General features: G+C 38.6%; 17 protein-coding genes. All 17 read left to right on the forward strand.

The window, feature by feature from the left end; translation table 11 throughout:
• Window positions 1-35 precede the first annotated feature (35 nt).
• The 17 genes from V471_RS05190 (at window position 36) to V471_RS05275 (ending at window position 19,206) form a co-directional block, all read left to right on the forward strand.
• The gene (locus tag V471_RS05190; protein WP_084871178.1) at window positions 36-653 is read left to right on the forward strand and encodes a PepSY domain-containing protein; all 618 of its coding nucleotides are present in this window, start codon (window positions 36-38) and stop codon (window positions 651-653) included.
• Window positions 654-785: 132 nt separating this feature from the next.
• Window positions 786-989 (forward strand): hypothetical protein, encoded by a 204-nt coding sequence (locus V471_RS05195; RefSeq protein WP_002886082.1) that lies wholly within the window; start codon window positions 786-788, stop codon window positions 987-989.
• A 127-nt stretch (window positions 990-1,116) separates the two neighbouring features.
• Window positions 1,117-2,103 (forward strand): IS30 family transposase, encoded by a 987-nt coding sequence (locus V471_RS05200; RefSeq protein WP_013990693.1) that lies wholly within the window; start codon window positions 1,117-1,119, stop codon window positions 2,101-2,103.
• 418 nt (window positions 2,104-2,521) lie between these two features.
• Complete coding sequence (locus tag V471_RS05210) at window positions 2,522-3,100, forward strand: flavin reductase family protein (RefSeq protein ID WP_014632771.1); 579 nt, start codon at window positions 2,522-2,524, stop codon at window positions 3,098-3,100.
• On the forward strand, window positions 3,087-3,656 hold the full coding sequence (locus V471_RS05215) for a GNAT family N-acetyltransferase (protein WP_014632772.1): 570 nt from the start codon (window positions 3,087-3,089) through the stop codon (window positions 3,654-3,656). Before V471_RS05210 ends, V471_RS05215 begins: the two co-directional genes overlap by 14 nt.
• Window positions 3,649-4,890 carry a helix-hairpin-helix domain-containing protein gene (locus tag V471_RS05220; protein WP_013990181.1) on the forward strand — a complete coding sequence of 414 codons (1,242 nt, stop codon included), beginning with the start codon at window positions 3,649-3,651 and terminating at the stop codon, window positions 4,888-4,890. The genes V471_RS05215 and V471_RS05220 overlap by 8 nt, the downstream gene beginning before the upstream one ends.
• A 56-nt stretch (window positions 4,891-4,946) precedes the next feature.
• The gene (locus tag V471_RS05225; protein ID WP_014632773.1) at window positions 4,947-7,619 is read left to right on the forward strand and encodes a valine--tRNA ligase; all 2,673 of its coding nucleotides are present in this window, start codon (window positions 4,947-4,949) and stop codon (window positions 7,617-7,619) included.
• Window positions 7,620-7,691: 72 nt separating this feature from the next.
• Window positions 7,692-8,621, forward strand: coding sequence for a group I intron-associated PD-(D/E)XK endonuclease (locus V471_RS05230; RefSeq protein WP_014632774.1), 930 nt, complete (start codon window positions 7,692-7,694; stop codon window positions 8,619-8,621).
• A gap of 17 nt (window positions 8,622-8,638) precedes the next feature.
• Window positions 8,639-9,871: a DNA cytosine methyltransferase gene (dcm, locus tag V471_RS05235; protein ID WP_045001549.1), complete on the forward strand. Its 1,233-nt coding sequence runs from the start codon at window positions 8,639-8,641 to the stop codon at window positions 9,869-9,871.
• A gap of 165 nt (window positions 9,872-10,036) precedes the next feature.
• Window positions 10,037-11,617 (forward strand): hypothetical protein, encoded by a 1,581-nt coding sequence (locus V471_RS05240; RefSeq protein WP_014632776.1) that lies wholly within the window; start codon window positions 10,037-10,039, stop codon window positions 11,615-11,617.
• A gap of 883 nt (window positions 11,618-12,500) precedes the next feature.
• The gene (locus tag V471_RS05245) at window positions 12,501-12,875 is read left to right on the forward strand and encodes a CidA/LrgA family protein (protein WP_002884266.1); all 375 of its coding nucleotides are present in this window, start codon (window positions 12,501-12,503) and stop codon (window positions 12,873-12,875) included.
• The gene (locus V471_RS05250) at window positions 12,868-13,563 is read left to right on the forward strand and encodes an LrgB family protein (protein WP_084871179.1); all 696 of its coding nucleotides are present in this window, start codon (window positions 12,868-12,870) and stop codon (window positions 13,561-13,563) included. The genes V471_RS05245 and V471_RS05250 overlap by 8 nt, the downstream gene beginning before the upstream one ends.
• 85 nt (window positions 13,564-13,648) lie before the next feature.
• Complete coding sequence (locus V471_RS05255) at window positions 13,649-14,209, forward strand: HAD-IA family hydrolase (protein ID WP_045001551.1); 561 nt, start codon at window positions 13,649-13,651, stop codon at window positions 14,207-14,209.
• Complete coding sequence (gyrB, locus tag V471_RS05260; protein WP_014632780.1) at window positions 14,210-16,162, forward strand: DNA topoisomerase (ATP-hydrolyzing) subunit B; 1,953 nt, start codon at window positions 14,210-14,212, stop codon at window positions 16,160-16,162.
• 96 nt (window positions 16,163-16,258) lie between these two features.
• A complete protein-coding gene (gene ezrA / locus V471_RS05265) occupies window positions 16,259-17,983 on the forward strand; it encodes a septation ring formation regulator EzrA (RefSeq protein WP_084871180.1) in 1,725 nt (574 codons plus the stop codon).
• Window positions 17,984-18,094: 111 nt separating this feature from the next.
• The gene (gene serB, locus V471_RS05270; protein ID WP_049528266.1) at window positions 18,095-18,742 is read left to right on the forward strand and encodes a phosphoserine phosphatase SerB; all 648 of its coding nucleotides are present in this window, start codon (window positions 18,095-18,097) and stop codon (window positions 18,740-18,742) included.
• Between the two features lie 224 nt (window positions 18,743-18,966).
• Window positions 18,967-19,206: a hypothetical protein gene (locus V471_RS05275; protein WP_014634861.1), complete on the forward strand. Its 240-nt coding sequence runs from the start codon at window positions 18,967-18,969 to the stop codon at window positions 19,204-19,206.
• The last annotated feature ends 16 nt before the right edge of the window (window positions 19,207-19,222 follow it).

Below are 19,222 nucleotides of genomic sequence, written 5' to 3' on the forward strand. Positions count from 1 at the left end.
AATAGTGATATTAGATTAAAATAATGGAGTATTTTATGCGAAAAATGAAAAAGCTAGCGAGCTATCTGATTCTGCTTGCTATTCCAGTTGCTATTGCTGTAGCCCTGTTTGTTTTTAACGGTTCGGGTTATCGCTTGTCAGAACAAGATGCGGCAGACATCGCCTACAAAAATGCTGGTGTCCAAACTTCTGAGATTTCTCAATCAGCAATCTCAAAATTACGTATTGGATTACATGGAAGCTATAGTGTTAGTTTTACAACACCCGACAATCATTTTGAATACACTATTGATGGTCAGTCAGGATCTATTTTGAAACATAAGAGTGACCATCCAACATCTAAGGATGAGGATGATACTAAAAAAGGTGAAGAGACTAAAGATGAGAGTCAGTCTAGCGAAAGCAAGGATGAGCCACCAGTATCTAAAGAAGCTGCTCAAACAACAGCACTCAATCATGCGGGATTGGCTGAAGGTTCTGTAACGAACTTGACGGTAGATTTGAAGACTGAAGGAAGCGGGAAAGTCTACAATATTAGCTTTGATTATGCAGTGAGTCATTTGCGTTATAAATACGCAGTAAATGCTGATTCGGGAGCTATCGTAGCCTATACAACTGAGTATCTCACAGGGGTTGCGACTCCTGCTCAGTAGGTCACAGATAGAGTGAAAGCTCTCCTTATCATTGAGGAAAATCCTTGCAATTTCTCTGAAATGGTGTAAACTTAAAGTGAAAACGGTAACAGTGGCTGTAAAGGTTGCCGTAGAATCAAGGAGGCTTTGACCATGAAAGAATTCCAAGCATTTAAAGACACGCTTAGCAATAAGGCTCTCAAAGCCATTTACGAAGAAAGTAAATTGGAAGTCCAAGACGAAACAACTGAAGGTACAGAAGCTTTCTCACTAGCCTTGGCAACCCAAATGGCTATCAATCTACTTGAAAGCTATGAAAAATGGCTAAAAGAAGAAAGAGCTAAGGAAGAAAAATAAGATACAATCCTTGTCGGAAGACAGGGATTTTTCTTATGCTTGAATGTACAATATAAGTGCACAATAAAAACTCATAAGATTTTCTAGTAAAATAGAATTGAACGAACTAGTTACGAAAGGAAATCTTATGAGCTACCATCATTTTACCATAGACGAGCGTGAAAGTATTCTCATTTACCGTACGCAAGGCCTAAATTTTTCTCAAATTGCTAAGTTACTTCATCGTCATCCATCTAGTATTAGTCGTGAGTGGAAGCGCCATACAAAATCAGGAGCTTATTCTCCAAATCATGCACAGGAATCGTACCATAATGCCAAATCACACTGTGGGCGGAAACGGATGCTTGAAATAGATCACAATTTAAGCAATACCATCAAACATCTATTTCTCGATTACCAATGGTCTCCTGAAGAAATAGAAGGTCGGTTGCGCTTAGAGTATGGGAAAACTGTTGTTAGTTATCAAACAATCTATAGAGCCATTTATCGAGGACATTTTGAGGATAACTCATTATCTCATGGTGCTCGTGGTGTCATTCGTAAACTTCGTCATCGTGGGAAAACACGTCATACTAAAGGTCATGTTGAAAATAGAGGGAAAATATCCATTTCTCATACAATTCACGAAAGACCAGAAGAGGCTAATAATCGAACTAGAATAGGAGATTGGGAAGCCGATACTGTTGCAGGTAAAACTGGAAAAGCTTGTTTAGTGACTCTAACAGACCGTTATTCTCGTTTTCTAAAAATCAAAAAGGTAGCTGTTAAGAAAAGCAAGTTGGTAATAGAAGCTATGGTAAAACTGTTAGAACCCTTGACGAAGTATACAGTAACTCCTGATAGAGGGAAAGAATTCACCTATCATCAGAAATTGAGTGATCAATTGAACATTGAAGTCTATTTTCCTGACCCTCATGCTCCATGGCAACGAGGAACCAATGAGAACACGAATGGATTACTTAGAGAATATTTTCCAAAGGGTAGTGATCTAACATTGGTTGATGATCAGACTATTCAGCTATGGGAGAACAAACTTAATAATAGGCCACGAAAATGTCTTAACTGGAAAACACCTTATGAAGTATTCTATGGGGAAAGTATGCACTTAATTTGACAATTCAAGTGAGAATAAGAAGTGATGCATTGTATCTATGTTTCAAAGTGGAATCTGTAGTCTGACTTATTGTGATAACATCTTCCCCATAATTTCGTTTGTCTTGAGATTAAAAATGTGATAGAATAAGACCAATCAGAGGTGCTTTGAAGCCCATTTGTCACAGGAAGCGGTGGTACTGAGAAATCCGCACAAATGCCAAAGCTGGTTGCTGATGGTCAAATTGAATCAAGAAAGCTGTGAGTGGTTGCCACTCAAAACTGGGTGGTACCGCGGATACACATTCGTCCCTGTCATATTATGGCAGGGATTTTCTATATCTTTTAAAGAACCAAGACCGAAGGTCGCAGGTGAATTTAGAGATATTGATGCAGACGGAGCGAAAGCGAGGTCTACGTTCCTACCAAAGGAGGGTGACATGAAGCAATCTTTTGAGACCAGTAAATTGTATTATGGTTTTCCCATTTTTATCTTGGGTTACCAGGACCAGACACATGGCTATAATGTGACGACTTGTAGTTCTTCCTATAGTCTAGGAGATTGGCTAGTCATCGGGGTTGGTAGCGAGGAAAATGCGGCAGACCAGATTAAACATTATCAGAAATTTACAGTGAATATTCCTGATGAAAACCTCATGCTAGAGATGGAACAGGCTGGTTTTATTAGTCATCGTGAAAAGATTGATAAACTTGGCTTGGATTTCCGACCTTCTGAACTGACACAAGCACCTATTTTGGATGCTTGTCCAGTCGTTTTGGATTGTAAGGTAGACAGAATTATTGAGGAAGATGGTATCTGTCATATCTTTGCTAAGATTCTAGACCGTCTGGCTGAATCTGATTTGTTGGATGATAGGGAACATTTTAAAAATGACCGTTTTGCACCGGCTTACTTTATGGGAGATGGACATAAGCGTGTCTATCGCTATCTAGATGACCGAATCGACCCCATGGGAAGCTTCATCAAGAAAGCGAGGAAGAAGAATGACAAGAGCTGAATTACCAGAACAAATCGAAACAGAACGTCTTCTTTTACGAGTCCGAACAGTGGCGGATGCCGAAGATATCTTTGATTTTGCCAGTCGTCCAGAAGTCTCTTACCCAGCAGGATTTCCACCCGTCAAGACCTTGGAAGATGAGATTTACTATCTAGAGCATATCCTCCCCGAGCGCAATCAAAAAGACAATCTCCCAGCTGGTTATGGCATTGTGGTCAAGGGGACTGATAAAGTGATCGGTTCTGTTGATTTCAACCATCGCCACGAAGATGATGTGCTGGAAATTGGCTATACCTTGCACCCAGATTATTGGGGCCGAAGCTATGTGCCAGAAGCGGCGCGTGCTTTGATTGACCTAGGATTTAAGGATTTGGGTCTTCACAAGATTGAGCTGACATGTTTTGGCTACAATGTCCAAAGTCAACGCGTCGCTGAGAAGCTTGGTTTTACCCTCGAAGCTTGTATAAGGGACCGCAAAGATGCCCAAGGAAATCGCTGTGACAGTTTGATGTATGGCTTGTTGAAGAGTGAGTGGGAAGTAATGATAGATGGCTAAAAAGAAAAATCGACAAAAAGAATTTAAGCGTAAGCAAAAATTGATGATAAAAGTTGTTTCTGAAGAAGAAATTGCATTGACAGAATCACTTGGGTATCAACCTGTCTTTGTAGAACGTCGGAAAATTCAAAATTTTGATGAACAAAACATAGCAATGATGCAATATTTTTATGAATATGGGGTTTATCCGGATGTTCAGGAAATCAATTCCAAATTGGGAACCGGGACTTTTGATTGGAATCAAGATCATGCTTTATTCAGAGAAGCTATGTATACTCCAAATAAACAAAAGAGAAATAAACTGTTAAAACAAGTTTTAAAGCTTAACCCAGATTATTTTGCTGCCGAGTATCATCTTTTTCTTTCGACTGTTCAAGACATTGACTTACCAACTTTTAAAAGAGTATTGGAATTTGAAACTCTGGTTTTAGAAAAATGGAAAATCAATGGGTATAACAATTGGAACTCCTTTGAAGCACGCCCGATCCTAACTGCTCTTATGTTTCTGATTGAATATTATATGGCGGAAAGATTTTATTATAAGGCTTTGGAAATGGTTAACTTATACTTAAGTAAACAACCAGAGCGATTCCCTCCTAACTTTGTTTTCTGTATGCTCTCTCTATATCATATCACTGGACAAGAATCTAAAGTTGAACGGTTCTATCAGGAAGAACTGAATCAAGGAATACGTAGTGATACTGTGTTGATACATGCTATTATTTCTGCTTTCTCTAGAGGAAAGGTTGAAGAGGCAAGTAAATTATTTGCAAAACTTGTGGAAATCAACGATGATGCTGTTGACTATTTTATAGATGAAGATTGGCCCTTTAAGATTCCTGAAATAGAAGAACTGGAATGTTATTACCCAAATTCAGTCGAATCACTACAAGCTAGCCTGTATCCTATGTCTGATTATTTACAGGAAAATATTATTTTGACAGACTTTTTGACAAATGAGGCAGAGAAATTTTGCTCTATATCAGGAATTACTAGCCCTCCTGATTTAGCGGAAAAGTTATATACGGTAACTAACTGGTTCTCGTTTATGCGAGAAGAGAAAATGAAGGGAATTCGGATGGATATTGTCCGCATTTTTGTTGAAAATGGAATTCAAACGTCTGCTGACTTTAAAAATTGGACAGAAAAAGAAATCCTCGCTTTGAAGGGAATTGGTCCTGTTACCGTTCAGAAGCTAAAGGGAAATGGGATAAGGTTTAAAAAAGATAATTAATTATTTATTAATAAAAATTTAAATAAACAATAGAAATAACTAGAAAGGACACACACATGTCTAAAGAACTTTCACCAAAATACAATCCAGCCGAGGTTGAGGCTGGTCGTTACCAAAAATGGCTTGACGAAGATGTTTTCAAGCCTTCTGGCGATAAAAAGGCTAAGCCTTATTCAATCGTTATTCCACCACCAAACGTAACTGGTAAACTTCACCTTGGTCACGCTTGGGATACAACTCTTCAAGATATCATCATCCGTCAAAAACGTATGCAAGGTTTCGATACGCTTTGGCTTCCTGGTATGGACCACGCAGGTATTGCTACTCAAGCCAAGGTTGAAGCCCGTTTGGCTGAAGATGGCATCTCTCGTTATGACCTTGGTCGTGAAAAATTCCTTGATAAAGTCTGGGAATGGAAAGACGAGTATGCGTCAACTATCAAGCAACAATGGGGTAAGATGGGACTCTCTGTAGACTACTCTCGTGAGCGTTTCACACTTGACGAAGGTCTTTCAAAAGCGGTTCGTAAGGTTTTTGTAGAGCTATACAAGAAAGGCTGGATCTACCGTGGCGAATTTATCATCAACTGGGATCCAAAAGCTCGTACAGCCCTTTCTGATATCGAGGTTATTCACAAGGATGTCGAAGGTGCCTTCTACCACATGAACTACATGTTGGAAGACGGTTCACGTGCCCTTGAAGTAGCAACAACACGTCCTGAGACTATGTTTGGGGATACTGCAGTAGCGGTTAACCCAAATGATGACCGTTATAAAGACTTGATTGGTAAAAATGTTATCTTGCCAATCTTGAACAAGCCAATCCCAATCGTTGGGGACGAACACGCAGACCCTGAGTTTGGTACTGGTGTGGTTAAAATCACTCCTGCCCACGACCCTAATGACTTCTTGGTTGGTCAACGTCATAACTTGCCACAAGTCAATGTTATGAACGATGATGGTACCATGAATGAATTGGCTGGTGAATTCAACGGTATGGACCGCTTTGAAGCACGTAAGGCTGTTGTTAAGAAATTGGAAGAAATCGGTGCCCTTGTCGAAATTGAAAAAATGACTCACTCAGTTGGTCACTCAGAGCGTACAGGTGTGCCCGTTGAGCCACGTTTGTCTACCCAATGGTTTGTTAAGATGGATCAATTGGCTAAGAATGCTATCGCAAACCAAGACACAGACGACAAGGTTGATTTCTACCCACCTCGTTTCAACGATACCTTCCTTCAATGGATGGAAAATGTCCATGACTGGGTAATCTCTCGTCAGCTCTGGTGGGGTCACCAAATCCCTGCTTGGTACAATGCTGAGGGTGAAATGTACGTTGGCGAAGAAGCACCAGAAGGTGACGGATGGAAACAAGACGAAGATGTCTTGGATACTTGGTTCAGTTCTGCCCTCTGGCCATTCTCAACTATGGGTTGGCCTGACGTGGAAGCAGAAGACTTCAAACGTTACTTCCCAACTTCAACCTTGGTAACAGGTTATGATATCATCTTCTTCTGGGTGTCTCGTATGATCTTCCAATCATTGGAATTCACAGGACGCCAACCATTTAAGAATGTCCTTATCCACGGCCTTATCCGTGACGAGCAAGGACGCAAGATGTCGAAATCTCTTGGTAACGGTATCGACCCAATGGATGTTATCGAGAAATATGGTGCCGATGCCCTCCGTTGGTTCCTTTCAAACGGTTCTGCACCAGGTCAAGACGTGCGCTTCTCTTACGAGAAAATGGATGCTTCATGGAACTTCATTAACAAGATTTGGAACATCTCGCGCTACATCCTCATGAACAATGAAGGGTTGACCTTGGATGCGGCACGTGAAAATGTAGCTAAAGTGGCTGCTGGTCAAGCAGGTAACGTTACAGACCGTTGGATTCTCCATAACCTCAACGAAACTATCGGTAAGGTCACTGAAAACTTTGATAAGTTCGAATTTGGTGTGGCTGGTCATATTCTCTACAACTTCATCTGGGATGAGTTTGCGGACTGGTATGTTGAGTTGACTAAGGAAGTGCTTTATAGCGATAACGAGGATGAAAAAGTCATCACACGTTCTGTTCTTCTTTACACCTTGGATCAAATCTTGCGTCTCCTTCACCCAATCATGCCATTCGTAACTGAAGAAATCTATGGCCAAATCTCTGAAGGAACGATTGTGACTGCGGAATACCCAGTGGTTCGTCCAGAGTTTGAAAACGAAGAAGCAGCAGCGGGCGTTGAAGCTCTTAAAGACGTGATTCGTTCAGTACGTAACTCTCGTTCAGAAGTGAACGTAGCTCCAAGCAAACCAATCACTATCTTGATTAAGACAAGCGACAGCAAGCTCGATGCCTTCTTCAATGACAATGTCAACTACATCAAACGCTTCACAAACCCAGAACACTTGGAAATTGCAGCAGATGTCGAAGTACCTGACTTGGTTATGTCAAGCATCATCACAGGTGCAGAAATCTACTTGCCACTCGCTGACCTTCTAAATGTCGAAGAAGAATTGGCTCGTCTTGAAAAAGAATTGGCCAAATGGCAAAAAGAACTCGACATGGTTGGTAAGAAACTTAGCAATGAACGCTTCGTAGCTAATGCCAAACCAGAAGTTGTCCAAAAAGAACGCGACAAACAAGAAGATTACAAAGCTAAATACGATGCGACAGTCGTACGTATTGAAGAAATGAAGAAATTGGTGAAACAACAATTGATTAAAGTTTTCTAAAAATATATTCTGATTGCTTTTAAATAAATTTGATAATGATATTAATTATTTCCTGATGCAATAGTTGAATATATGGAGCATAATAAAATGGGCCTAGAAGAAAAAATCCGTAAAGACATTGTGCTTATTAATAGCAAAATTTCTAGTTTTAAGAATAAAGATGAAATTATTCGACATCTTAAAAAGAAATTTGATGCTTTGACAAATTTTGAAAAAGAACAACTCTGGGAAGATTTTAAAAACGAGAATTTTATAAAAACTCGAATTTCCGAAATTGCAATAAACAAAGTGTTGTATAAGAAACATGTTGGAGATTATCTTGAATCTAAAATGTTGAATATAATTGAAGAGAAGTGTAAAGAAAGTTCTTATGACTTATTGTCCGAAATCATGTCAAAATCGCTATTAACTGAACTTGATTTTCCATTAGATGAAAAAGAAACAAAAATTTTGATAAAACGTCTCTCGAAATCAATTAGATCTCTATTCCCGTTAATACTATCTGATGGTTTTAGTACTAATCTTAGTTCTGTAGATACCGGTATAATGACATCCAATGCAGGAGATTCTGCTCAATTTTTGTTTATTGCTAGGGCTATATTAGCAGGTTTTGATAGTTCAAATGTTGATGTTAGAACTTCTAGATATGATGCAATTGTTGGATATAAGGGAAAAACATTTAGAGTCCAAGTAAAAGGGATTAGTGGTAATACAATTTATTTTAAAGATCGCGCAAGAGGTGGACAAGGAATTGATTATACTCATGAGAGAAACAAAGGTAGACGTATTACAAAAGAAGATTGTGATATCTATGTAGCAGTTAATAAGAAAAATGGCTTGGTATATCTAATTCCTATAGAAGTTGTAGAGCAAAGCAAGGAAAAAGTTTCAACAAATGAAATGAAAAAATATCTTGAATACTGGAGTATCTTTGATGAACTTTTAGATCAAAAAATAAAACAAAAATCAAGAGCGCGTAAGTGGAAAGCAAGAATTAGATAATTAGTAAAGGAGCAAACATGACAAATTCTGTAAGTTCGAACCGACCAGAGAAGTACAACATTGCAGCTTTCTTCTCTGGTGTTGGGGGAATTGAGTTGGGATTTGAACAGACCAACGAGTTCAGAGTGGTGTATGCCAATGAATTTGATAAGTATGCGCGTCAGACTTATCGTTTGAATTATCCGAACACGCATTTGGATAGTCGGGATATTCATGCGGTGCAACCGAAAGACATTCCGGCTGAACGTGTGGATGTGATTATGGGAGGCTTCCCTTGTCAAGCTTTTAGTATTGCGGGTTACCGCAAGGGTTTTGATGATGATCGTGGTGATCTTTTCTTCGAATTGCTTCGGATGATTGAGGGACGAAAACCTCGTGCTATTTTCATCGAAAATGTAAAGAACATGGTTGGTCATGACCATGGGAATACTTTTAAGGTCATTCGTGAAGCTTTGACTGAGAACAACTACTTCATCAAGTGGAAGGTTCTCAATGGGAAAGACTATGGGAATATCCCACAAAACCGTGAGCGTATCTATATTGTTGGTTTCGATACTAAAGAAGCCTACGATGTTTTTGAATTTCCTGAAGAAGTCAATTTGACAACTTCTTTGAGTGATGTGATTGATTTTGGTGCGACACCTGGCGAAGCATTCTATTACAGAGAAGGTAAGCAAAGATTTTATGATGAATTAAAAGAGTGTGTGACTAGTCAGGATACGGTATACCAATGGCGTCGCCAATACGTTCGTGAAAATAAGAATGGTGTAGTCCCTACTCTGACAGCAAATATGGGAACAGGCGGACATAACGTTCCATTGATCTTGACAGACAGTGGTGAGATTCGTAAGTTGACTCCGAAAGAAACCTTTAATGTTCAAGGGTATCCAAAATCCTTTAGACTCCCAGAGGGGGTTTCTAACGGTCAGCTGTATAAACAAGCAGGAAACAGTGTCGTTGTTCCTGTAATTAAACGCATTGCGGAGAATGTTGCTAAGGCTTTAAACAAGGGTATAGGTAAAACTCAACATGATCGCTCAGGAAATATCGCAATTATCTATATCAAGATGAATGGACAATTTGAAGGCGAGTCGTATGTTAAAGATTTTGTAAATAATGAAGCCGATGCATACAAAAAAATTTATGAAGAATATGATGGCAATCTTGAAGTTATTACTGATAAACAGTATGAATCGTTGATTCGTAATAAAAAAAGTAAAGAGTTCTATATGCTGTCCATAAATAGATAATGAATCTATACGTTTTGTTTTTTCCAGCTAAAATTATGTTAGGTTATCCGAAAATCGTAGCAATTTAGCGTTTTACAGCATTATTTAACGAATTATATAAGTAAGAGGACTAGTGAAAATCTAGTCTTCTTTTGATATACTTAAGCAAGAAGTGAGGATCAATTGATGTGGGAACACCTAAAACAAGAACAAAAAGAAAAATACAAGACTCTCATTACCAATTTTGCTAGTCTGAGTGAGGCCTTTTCACAAAAAGCAGAAGTAGATGAAAAGAATAGCGCAGAGGATTTTGTAGCTCCAATTGTTAATTCAAAATTTCAAGAAACAGTTTTTCAAAGAGCTTTTCAAGCAGTTGGAGAGGATATTGCAAATACCTCCTATGATGCTTCGGTTGTCGTTGATGAGAACCACAAATATCTTGTTGGTATCAAATCATTTGGTCTTAATTCAGGCGACCAAAAGATTGCTCAGTTTAAGAAAGACTCACAGTCTTGGAATGAATTACTAAGTGAAATTACTTTTTATGCTGAGATTTCTCCTGATAAAGAAAGTGCAGATAGGGAAAATTATGGGCGATATGAAAAATTAGCTCGAAAAATTGCAACTTTACGGAATCAACGAATTGAATCTTCCAAAGCATTGATTAAGGGTTTTAAGTCAGATTCAACCCATGTGGAGGCTGTGTATCATGTATTAATGCCGACACCAAAAGGTAGAGTCCCTCAAATTCATGTGGGCGAGACATCTTATTTACCAGTTGATTTGGACAATTTACAAATTAAAGGGTCGACCAATCTAAAAAATCCAACGAATTTTAGGTTTACCGATGGTCATCATGATTACAAATACACTGCTGCAGATAGTCAGCTACATATGACTTTTAATAATAAGGAGATTATTGTCGATACTTGGGATGTACAGTATGTCGAAGACCCCTTTTATCTTTTTGAGAATCTTCATTTATTGACAGCAGATAAGAAAGATTCTGATATTTTAGAAACTGTCTCTTGGGTAATCACAGATAAAAATGGTAATGTAGAAGAAAATTCTGGTTTTAATGGATTTAATGGCGGATCCAAGTTAGCTAAGAAAGACCGTTTACCACGTATTATAAAATTTCAGCATCGCTTTAAAAACGAGTTATCCTCAGAGGAGATGGCTTTTGCTATACATTCATTAGAGGAGATTCTATTAAAAAGTTGGAAGACTAAGGAAGAAAAAAATCAAATGAAGATTATTCGTGAGAAGTTAGTAGATTTTGCTCACTTAAAGAATAATCGAAATTTAAAAAAGAGTATTGAAAAGTTGGTTTACCGACCTGTGAGCGAGGTTTACATCCCAATTCCAGAATCAAATCATTTTCATACCGAGCGACCAGATTTTTTTGGAAAAAATATTGGTACGTTTAAACCTGGAACAAAGAAGCTCGCTCTTTCAAAAGAAAATCGAACGTTTAAGTTGAAATTTTTACCATCTGGAGATATTATTGATGCCTATATTAACCAAGAATCTGGGAAAGCAATCCAGTCTATAGATAAACAGGATATTCTTGGTAATTGGATTTTGAGAGGAGTTTTCCAACTTGCTGAGCGGGAAATCCTAACGGCACAACGTTTAGATGAATTGGAAATCAACGGTATTCGTCTCAGCAAATTCAAAAATGGTGAAATTGGTATAGAGTTTATCTGGATTGATATTGATAATCCCCCATCAGATGCTATTGGATGGGTGGCAAAGAACAAATAATTATTTTCAAATTCCTAAAATAATTTTCCCCCTTCAGCTTTCTTTTTATGATATGACGAAATCAGTAACGATAATTTTATATTCGTAAGATACCTATAAGAGATGAGTAGTAGAAAAGTCGGAATAAAACATAATACACAATGGTTAAACTAAGCTATAGTAAGTTTGATATTTTTATTTATAACTACTTAACTAGATTGAATACTTCGTAAAACTAGAGTACTCTAGAAGTGAAAAAATCATAGAAATTCTTAGATTAATTGCACCAAAAACTTTCATAGATATGGAAATATATTTGTTTCTTGCAGACTTTCGAATTATTAAAGAGGACTTGGACATGGTGGGGAAGAGACAAACAAAGAATACCTAAGCGGAGATTATTCAGAATAAGTGTGGCGAATAAGTTTGTTCTCAATACAATTACTATCTAAAATATTCTGTAAGTTCTAACCGACCTGAGAAGTACAACATTGTAGTTTCTTTCTCAGATGTTGAAAAATAGAGTTATAGTTTGAACAAACCAATGAATATGATAGGTATGGTTGTCAGTCTGATTGTTTAAATGATTCAAATTTATATTTTGATAATCGTGAAACCTTATCCGCCCCTATGTATGTGGTGACATAAGAATTTTTTATGACAACTTCTTTGAATAGTCTCTTATTTTGAAAAAATAGAATTTTTTTGGCTGTAAAATGAAATTGTGATTAAGATAAATATTTGACTATTTTTTACAAGCCCAACTTTCAGTGTTGAGCTTGTTTTTTCATATTCAAAAAGGTTAGTATAGGGCTCTTAATTTTTCAAAAGAATTTACTGAAAACTCTTGAAATTCAAGAAAAAAGGAGTAGACTAATAGGTGATTAAACCTAGGAGGCAAGTCGTGAAATACTACGTTCAATTCATGTTGATTTGTTTGTTTGCCGTTATTGGTGAAGCTATTTCAACATTCTTCAAATTACCTATTCCTGGAAGCATTATTGGCCTATTCTTGCTTCTTATTGCTCTTCAGCTTAAGTGGATTCGTCTACGTCATATTCATGCAGTAGCAGAGTTTTTAATTGCCAATATGACTATTCTATTTTTGCCAGCAGGTGTCGGTATTATGGAACGATGGAATGCTATTTCAGCGAATATTGTCCCTATTATTTTGATTATTATGGGAGCCTTGGTTCTTAATATTGTAGTGATTGCAGTAGTTGTCGGTTTCATCAAAAAACATTTTGAAGGTGATTACGAGGAGGTTAAACGTGGCTAATTTTTTTAATACACCCTTGTTTGGGCTAACACTTTCTGTACTAGCTTACACAATAGGGCTTTTGATTTATCGCTGTTTTCCTAATCCCTTGACAACGCCTCTCCTTGTATCGACTGCCTTGATTATCGTCATTTTGCATTATACAGGTATTTCCTACAAGGATTACTATGTAGGTGGCTCTTATCTTAATAGTTTGATTATTCCTTCAACGGTCGCTCTAGCAGTTCCTTTTTACAAGAATCTGCACCTCATGCGCCATCACTATAAGAGTATTTTAATTGGATCAACGGTTGCCTGTGTTTTAAATACGAGTTATACGGCCTTGATTGCTAAGCTTTTTGGGATGGATTATTTCTTAGCCATCTCTCTCTTTCCTAAGTCTGTAACAACTGCCATGGCTGTAGGGATTTCGGAAAAAATGCAGGGGATTACGACAGTAACCTTGGTCGTCGTTGTTATTACGGGAATTTTAACCTCAGTCTTGGGTCCAGTCTTTTTAAAAATGATTGGTATTAAAGACCCAGTTGCTATCGGACTTTCACTAGGAGGGACCGGACACGCTGTAGGTACAGGAACTGCCTTCAGATATGGTCAGGTTGCAGGTGCCATGGGTGGTCTTTCAATCGCTGTAACAGGTATTCTATATGTCTTTATTAGTCCTATTGTGGCAAGTTTGATTCTGAAATAAAAAATTAAGGTTTGGATAGGTTTTCCAAGCCTTTTTAGCTGTGAAAAACAAGCAAAATCTGACCTTTTATGTTATAATTAAGGTTATGAATTATGGAGATTATATCTGGGATTTGGGTGGTACCTTGTTGGATAATTACCAGGTATCAACCCAAGCCTTTCTAGCAACTTTAGAACAATTTGAGCGTACAGCAGAACCTCAAGCAGTCTATGATGCCCTTAAGGTATCAACGAGTACTGCCATTGCTATGTTTGCGCCTGATATAGCTGATTTTCGAACCCTATATAAGCAGGAGGAAGCCAAGCATTTACAGAAACCTGTTCTTTTTGAAGGTGCTAAGGCTGTCCTAGCTAAGATTGTGGCTGAGGGTGGGCGTAATTTTTTGGTTAGCCACCGTAATCACTTGGTGCTAGAAATCCTTGACAAAGCAGAAATTGCCTCTTATTTTACAGAGGTTGTAACTTCTGAAAATGGCTTTGCTAGAAAGCCGAGTCCAGATGGTTTCCTTTATTTAATTAAAAAATACGATATTAAACACGGCTTGGTCATTGGTGACCGCCAGATAGATATAGAGGCAGGAAAAGCAGCAGGTCTGGATACCTTGCTTGTTGATGGCCATAAATCATTATTGGAGATTGTGACATAAATGACTGATGAATTAAAAAATCTTGAAGAAAAAGCGCAAGAATATGATGCCAGCCAGATTCAGGTCTTAGAGGGGCTTGAAGCGGTACGTATGCGCCCAGGTATGTATATTGGATCAACCTCAAAAGAAGGGTTGCATCATTTGGTATGGGAGATTGTCGATAACTCAATCGATGAGGCCTTGGCTGGTTTCGCCACTCATATTCAGGTCTTTATTGAGCCGGACAATTCTATCACGGTTGTCGATGATGGTCGTGGTATTCCAGTCGATATCCAAGAAAAAACTGGCCGTCCTGCAGTTGAAACTGTCTTTACAGTACTTCACGCTGGTGGTAAATTTGGCGGAGGCGGTTATAAGGTCTCTGGTGGATTGCACGGGGTTGGTTCTTCGGTTGTTAATGCCCTCTCAACACAACTTGATGTTAAGGTTTATAAAAATGGCTATATCCACTTCCAAGAGTATAAGCGTGGGGTCGTGGTAGCAGATTTAGCAGTAATTGGTGAAACAGAGAAACATGGTACGACTGTTCACTTTACGCCAGACCCAGAGATTTTCCAAGAAACTACCGAGTTTGATTTTGGAAAATTGGCTAAACGTATCCAAGAGCTAGCCTTTTTGAACAAGGGGCTTCGTATCTCTATCACAGATAAGCGTGAAGGTCTCGAACAAGAGAAACATTATCACTACGAAGGTGGTATCACGTCTTATGTGAAATACATCAATGAAAACAAGGATGTTATCTTTGATGAACCTATCTACACTGATGGTGAGATGGATGGTATTTCGGTTGAAGTTGCTATGCAATACACGACTGGCTATCATGAAACGGTGATGAGTTTTGCCAACAACATTCATACCCATGAAGGTGGTACCCACGAACAAGGTTTCCGTACAGCCTTAACGCGTGTCATTAATGACTATGCGCGTCAGAATAAGATTCTCAAAGAAAAAGATGATAATTTGACAGGGGATGATGTTCGTGAAGGTTTGACTGCTATCATCTCTGTTAAACATCCAAACCCACAGTTTGAAGGTCAAACCAAGACCAAGCTTGGAAATTCTGAAGTAGTTAAGATTACCAATCGTCTCTTCAGTGAAGCTTTGAGTCGCTTCCTCTTGGAAAATCCTGCTATCGCTAAGAAGATTGTTGAAAAAGGGATTTTGGCTTCTAAGGCCCGTATCGCTGCTAAGCGTGCCCGTGAAGTGACACGTAAGAAGTCAGGTCTTGAAATTTCTAACCTTCCAGGGAAGTTGGCAGACTGTTCATCGAATAATGCTGAAATGAATGAACTTTTCATTGTCGAAGGGGACTCAGCCGGTGGTTCTGCTAAATCAGGTCGTAACCGTGAATTTCAAGCTATTCTGCCAATTCGAGGTAAGATTTTGAACGTCGAAAAGGCTAGCATGGATAAGATTCTAGCCAATGAAGAAATTCGTTCTCTCTTCACAGCTATGGGAACAGGTTTTGGAGCTGAATTTGATGTCAGCAAGGCACGTTATCACAAGTTGGTAATTATGACCGATGCCGATGTCGATGGGGCTCACATCCGTACCCTGCTTCTGACTTTGATTTACCGCTTTATGCGTCCAGTCTTGGAATCAGGTTATGTCTACATTGCACAACCACCAATTTATGGGGTTAAGGTTGGTTCTGAGATTAAAGAATATATCCAACCTGGTGCAGATCAAGAAGACAAATTGCGTGCTGCACTTGAAAAGTATAGTGTGGGACGTTCAAAACCTACGGTACAACGTTATAAAGGTTTGGGTGAAATGGATGACCACCAACTTTGGGAAACTACCATGGACCCTGAAAATCGTTTGATGGCACGTGTTTCTGTGGACGATGCTGCGGAGGCAGATAAGATTTTCGATATGCTGATGGGAGACAAGGTTGAACCTCGCCGCGAATTTATCGAAGAAAATGCCGTTTACAGTACTCTAGATATCTAATATTCTTTTAAAAAAGGATGCAATGCTAGGATAACTATGATATAATCGTAATGTTATTCTACATTTATGAACATAATAGACGATTAAGGAGAAACTATGTCTAGCGGAATTGTTTTACTGATTGTAGTGGTAGTTATACTCGTAATTATCGCTTACTTAATCGGTATTCTTATTAGAAAACGAAATGATTCGCGGATTGCAGAGCTTGAAGAGCGCAAGCAAAGCTTGTTTGACTTGCCAGTTAATGAAGAAATTGAAGAAGTCAAAAAGCTTCACTTGATTGGACAAAGTCAAACAACCTTCCGTGAATGGAATCAGAAATGGGTAGATATCTCAACAAACTCATTTACAGATATTAAGAATCATATTTTCGAAGCTGAAAATATGAATGATACTTTCCATTTCTTCAAGGCTAGTGGTGAAATCAATAACATTGAGAGTCAGTTGGATCTTGTGGAAGAAGACATCAAGTCTATTCGCGAAGCGCTCTCAACCTTGAAAGAACAAGAAGAAAAGAACAGTGCTCGCGTTAAGCATGCATTAGACTTGTACGAAGAGTTGCAAAACTCAATCGAGGAAAACTCTGATAATTTCGGTTCTACCATGACCGAAATCAATAAACAGCTTAAAAACATTGAAGCTGAGTTTGCAGAATTCGTGACGCTTAACTCATCAGGTGACCCTATTGAGGCATCAAGTATTTTGGATCGTGCAGAAGAACACACTATTGCATTGGGTCAAATTTCAGAGAAGATTCCTGCGATTGTAGCTAAGTTGGAGGATGATTTCCCAGATCAGTTAGATGATTTGGAATCTGGCTATCGCAAGTTGATTGAGCAAAATTATCACTTCCCTGAAAAAAATATCGAACGTCGCTTCCAAGAAATTCGTGAAGCTATCCGTTCTAACTCAAGTGAATTGGTTTCTCTTGATTTGGACCGTGCGGAAGAAGAAAACGTTGAGATTCAAGATAAAATCAACAACTTGTATAGTATTTTCGAACGTGAAATTGCCTCATACAAGGTTGTTATGCGTCATAAGAAAATCTTGCCAGACTATCTTAAACACGCTAAAGAAAACAACAAAAAACTTCAAGAAGAGCTTGAGCGTCTCATGTTGACTTATATCTTCGATGAAACTTATGCGGCAGATGTTCGTAGCTTTGCATCTGATATCTCAGGTGTGGAGACAGCTGTGCTTCCAACCCTTGAAAACTTTGAAGCTCAGGTGAAGCCTTTCTCAGAACTTGAAAAGATCTTTGAAAAGAGTCTCAATACCTTGTCTGCTGTTGAAAATGGTCAGGTTGAGGTCTTTGAAAATCTTCAGGCTATTGAGAAAAACGAAGCTAAGGCACGTGAAGAGCTTGATATTTATGTTAATAAATTGCATGTTATCAAGCGTTACATGGAAAAACGTAACCTGCCAGGTATTCCTCAATCCTTCTTGAGTGTCTTCTTCTCAACAAGTGCTCAAATTGAGGCCCTTATGGATGAACTCAGCCGTGGACGTATCAATATCGATGCGGTCATGCGTTTGACAGAAACATCTAAAAATGCCATTGATCATTTGGAAGAAACTGCCTACTTGGTGGTTCAAAATGCAACCTTGACTGAGCAACTCTTGCAATACTCAAATCGCTACCGTTCGTTCGAACCTGCTGTTCAAAGTAGCTTTGAGCATGCACTTAAATTGTTTGAAGTTGATCATGATTATGATGCATCTTTGGAAGAAATCTCTTATGCCTTGGAAACAGTTGAACCAGGTGTGACAGATCGTTTTGTATCATCTTACGAGAAGACACGCGAACAAATTCGTATGTAAGAGAAAGATTCTGGACTAGGGTCCAGAATTTTTTGTAAGGTCCGTTTTTCATTTCATATTAAAATTAAATCTAGTGAAGGCTTAGATAGGCATCAAAGAATCGAGGTAATTATGTCAGAAGTTAAAGGTTTATTAGTTATGGACGTAGATTCAACGCTAGTCCAAGAAGAAGTTATCGATTTATTGGGTGAAGAAGCAGGCGTTGGTCAAGAAGTTGCTGAAATCACAGAGCGTGCCATGCGTGGAGAATTGGATTTTAGACAGGCCTTAAATGAGCGTGTAGCGACCCTCAAGGGATTGCCAGAGAGTATATTTGATAAGGTCTATGCTCGTATTCATTTCAACAAAGGAGCCAAGAAACTTGTGGATAAACTTCACGCCCGTGGCTTTAAGGTAGGCTTGGTTTCTGGAGGCTTCCATGAGACTGTGGATAGACTAGCAGCTGAAGCAGGAATTGATTATGTCAAGGCTAATCACCTAGAGGTGGTTGATGGTGTCTTAACTGGTAAGGTTTATGGTGAGATTGTTACCAAAGATGTCAAGGTAGCCAAACTCAAAGATTGGGCAGCAGAAAATGGTCTCGAACTCTCGCAAACCATTGCAATGGGTGACGGTGCCAATGATTTACCTATGATTAAGACAGCTGGTATCGGCATCGCCTTTTGTGCCAAACCAATTGTTCGTGAACAAGCTCCCTACCAAATCACAGAACCAGACTTGTATAAGGTAATCGAGATTTTGGATGAGGTTAAGAAATAGTAGATATATAAATAGTCCTTTGGATGATTCCAAAGGACTATTTGTATACCCAAAAAGCACCGATTCGGTGCCACTTTCTCAAGTTGAATACGGACTCAGCCTTATTTTAACTTTGCTGCCTTGTTTCGAATGGTTTCACCCTCTCTTTGTAACGATTTTTGGTTGACTTCTCCTCAAACTCATCCTATCATAGAGGAGTCTAGTATTGAAATGGGGGAAGAGACATGTTATACGAATATCCAGCGATTTTTCACACGATTGAGGAAGGTTATCAAATTAGTTTTCCTGACTTTGGTCGTAGCATTAGGGCAGATTCTTTGCCTCTTGCTATGACGAAAGCATCTGTGTTTTTATCACATATTATTAAAGGGTATGGAGATAAGCCTTTACCAGAGCCGACTGCGGTAAGCAGTATTCCTAATGAGGAAGAACTCGTTGTTTTGATTCAAACAGAGCTTGATTAAGACTAAAAAACTCTCG

Origin of the sequence: Streptococcus salivarius (assembly GCF_002094975.1) — a bacterium.
Taxonomy (GTDB): Bacteria; Bacillota; Bacilli; order Lactobacillales; family Streptococcaceae; genus Streptococcus; species Streptococcus salivarius_D.

Bases quoted from the DNA above. Each gene is read 5' to 3' on its own strand.
- V471_RS05210 (WP_014632771.1), top strand. From the start codon at position 2,522: ATGAAGCAATCTTTTGAGACCAGTAAATTGTATTATGGTTTTCCCATT.
- V471_RS05200 (WP_013990693.1), top strand. From the start codon at position 1,117: ATGAGCTACCATCATTTTACCATAGACGAGCGTGAAAGTATTCTCATT.
- V471_RS05220 (WP_013990181.1), top strand. From the start codon at position 3,649: ATGGCTAAAAAGAAAAATCGACAAAAAGAATTTAAGCGTAAGCAAAAA.
- V471_RS05225 (WP_014632773.1), top strand. From the start codon at position 4,947: ATGTCTAAAGAACTTTCACCAAAATACAATCCAGCCGAGGTTGAGGCT.
- V471_RS05240 (WP_014632776.1), top strand. From the start codon at position 10,037: ATGTGGGAACACCTAAAACAAGAACAAAAAGAAAAATACAAGACTCTC.
- dcm (WP_045001549.1), top strand. From the start codon at position 8,639: ATGACAAATTCTGTAAGTTCGAACCGACCAGAGAAGTACAACATTGCA.
- gyrB (WP_014632780.1), top strand. From the start codon at position 14,210: ATGACTGATGAATTAAAAAATCTTGAAGAAAAAGCGCAAGAATATGAT.
- V471_RS05275 (WP_014634861.1), top strand. From the start codon at position 18,967: ATGTTATACGAATATCCAGCGATTTTTCACACGATTGAGGAAGGTTAT.
- V471_RS05190 (WP_084871178.1), top strand. From the start codon at position 36: ATGCGAAAAATGAAAAAGCTAGCGAGCTATCTGATTCTGCTTGCTATT.
- V471_RS05230 (WP_014632774.1), top strand. From the start codon at position 7,692: ATGGAGCATAATAAAATGGGCCTAGAAGAAAAAATCCGTAAAGACATT.
- V471_RS05195 (WP_002886082.1), top strand. From the start codon at position 786: ATGAAAGAATTCCAAGCATTTAAAGACACGCTTAGCAATAAGGCTCTC.
- V471_RS05255 (WP_045001551.1), top strand. From the start codon at position 13,649: ATGAATTATGGAGATTATATCTGGGATTTGGGTGGTACCTTGTTGGAT.
- ezrA (WP_084871180.1), top strand. From the start codon at position 16,259: ATGTCTAGCGGAATTGTTTTACTGATTGTAGTGGTAGTTATACTCGTA.
- V471_RS05215 (WP_014632772.1), top strand. From the start codon at position 3,087: ATGACAAGAGCTGAATTACCAGAACAAATCGAAACAGAACGTCTTCTT.
- serB (WP_049528266.1), top strand. From the start codon at position 18,095: ATGTCAGAAGTTAAAGGTTTATTAGTTATGGACGTAGATTCAACGCTA.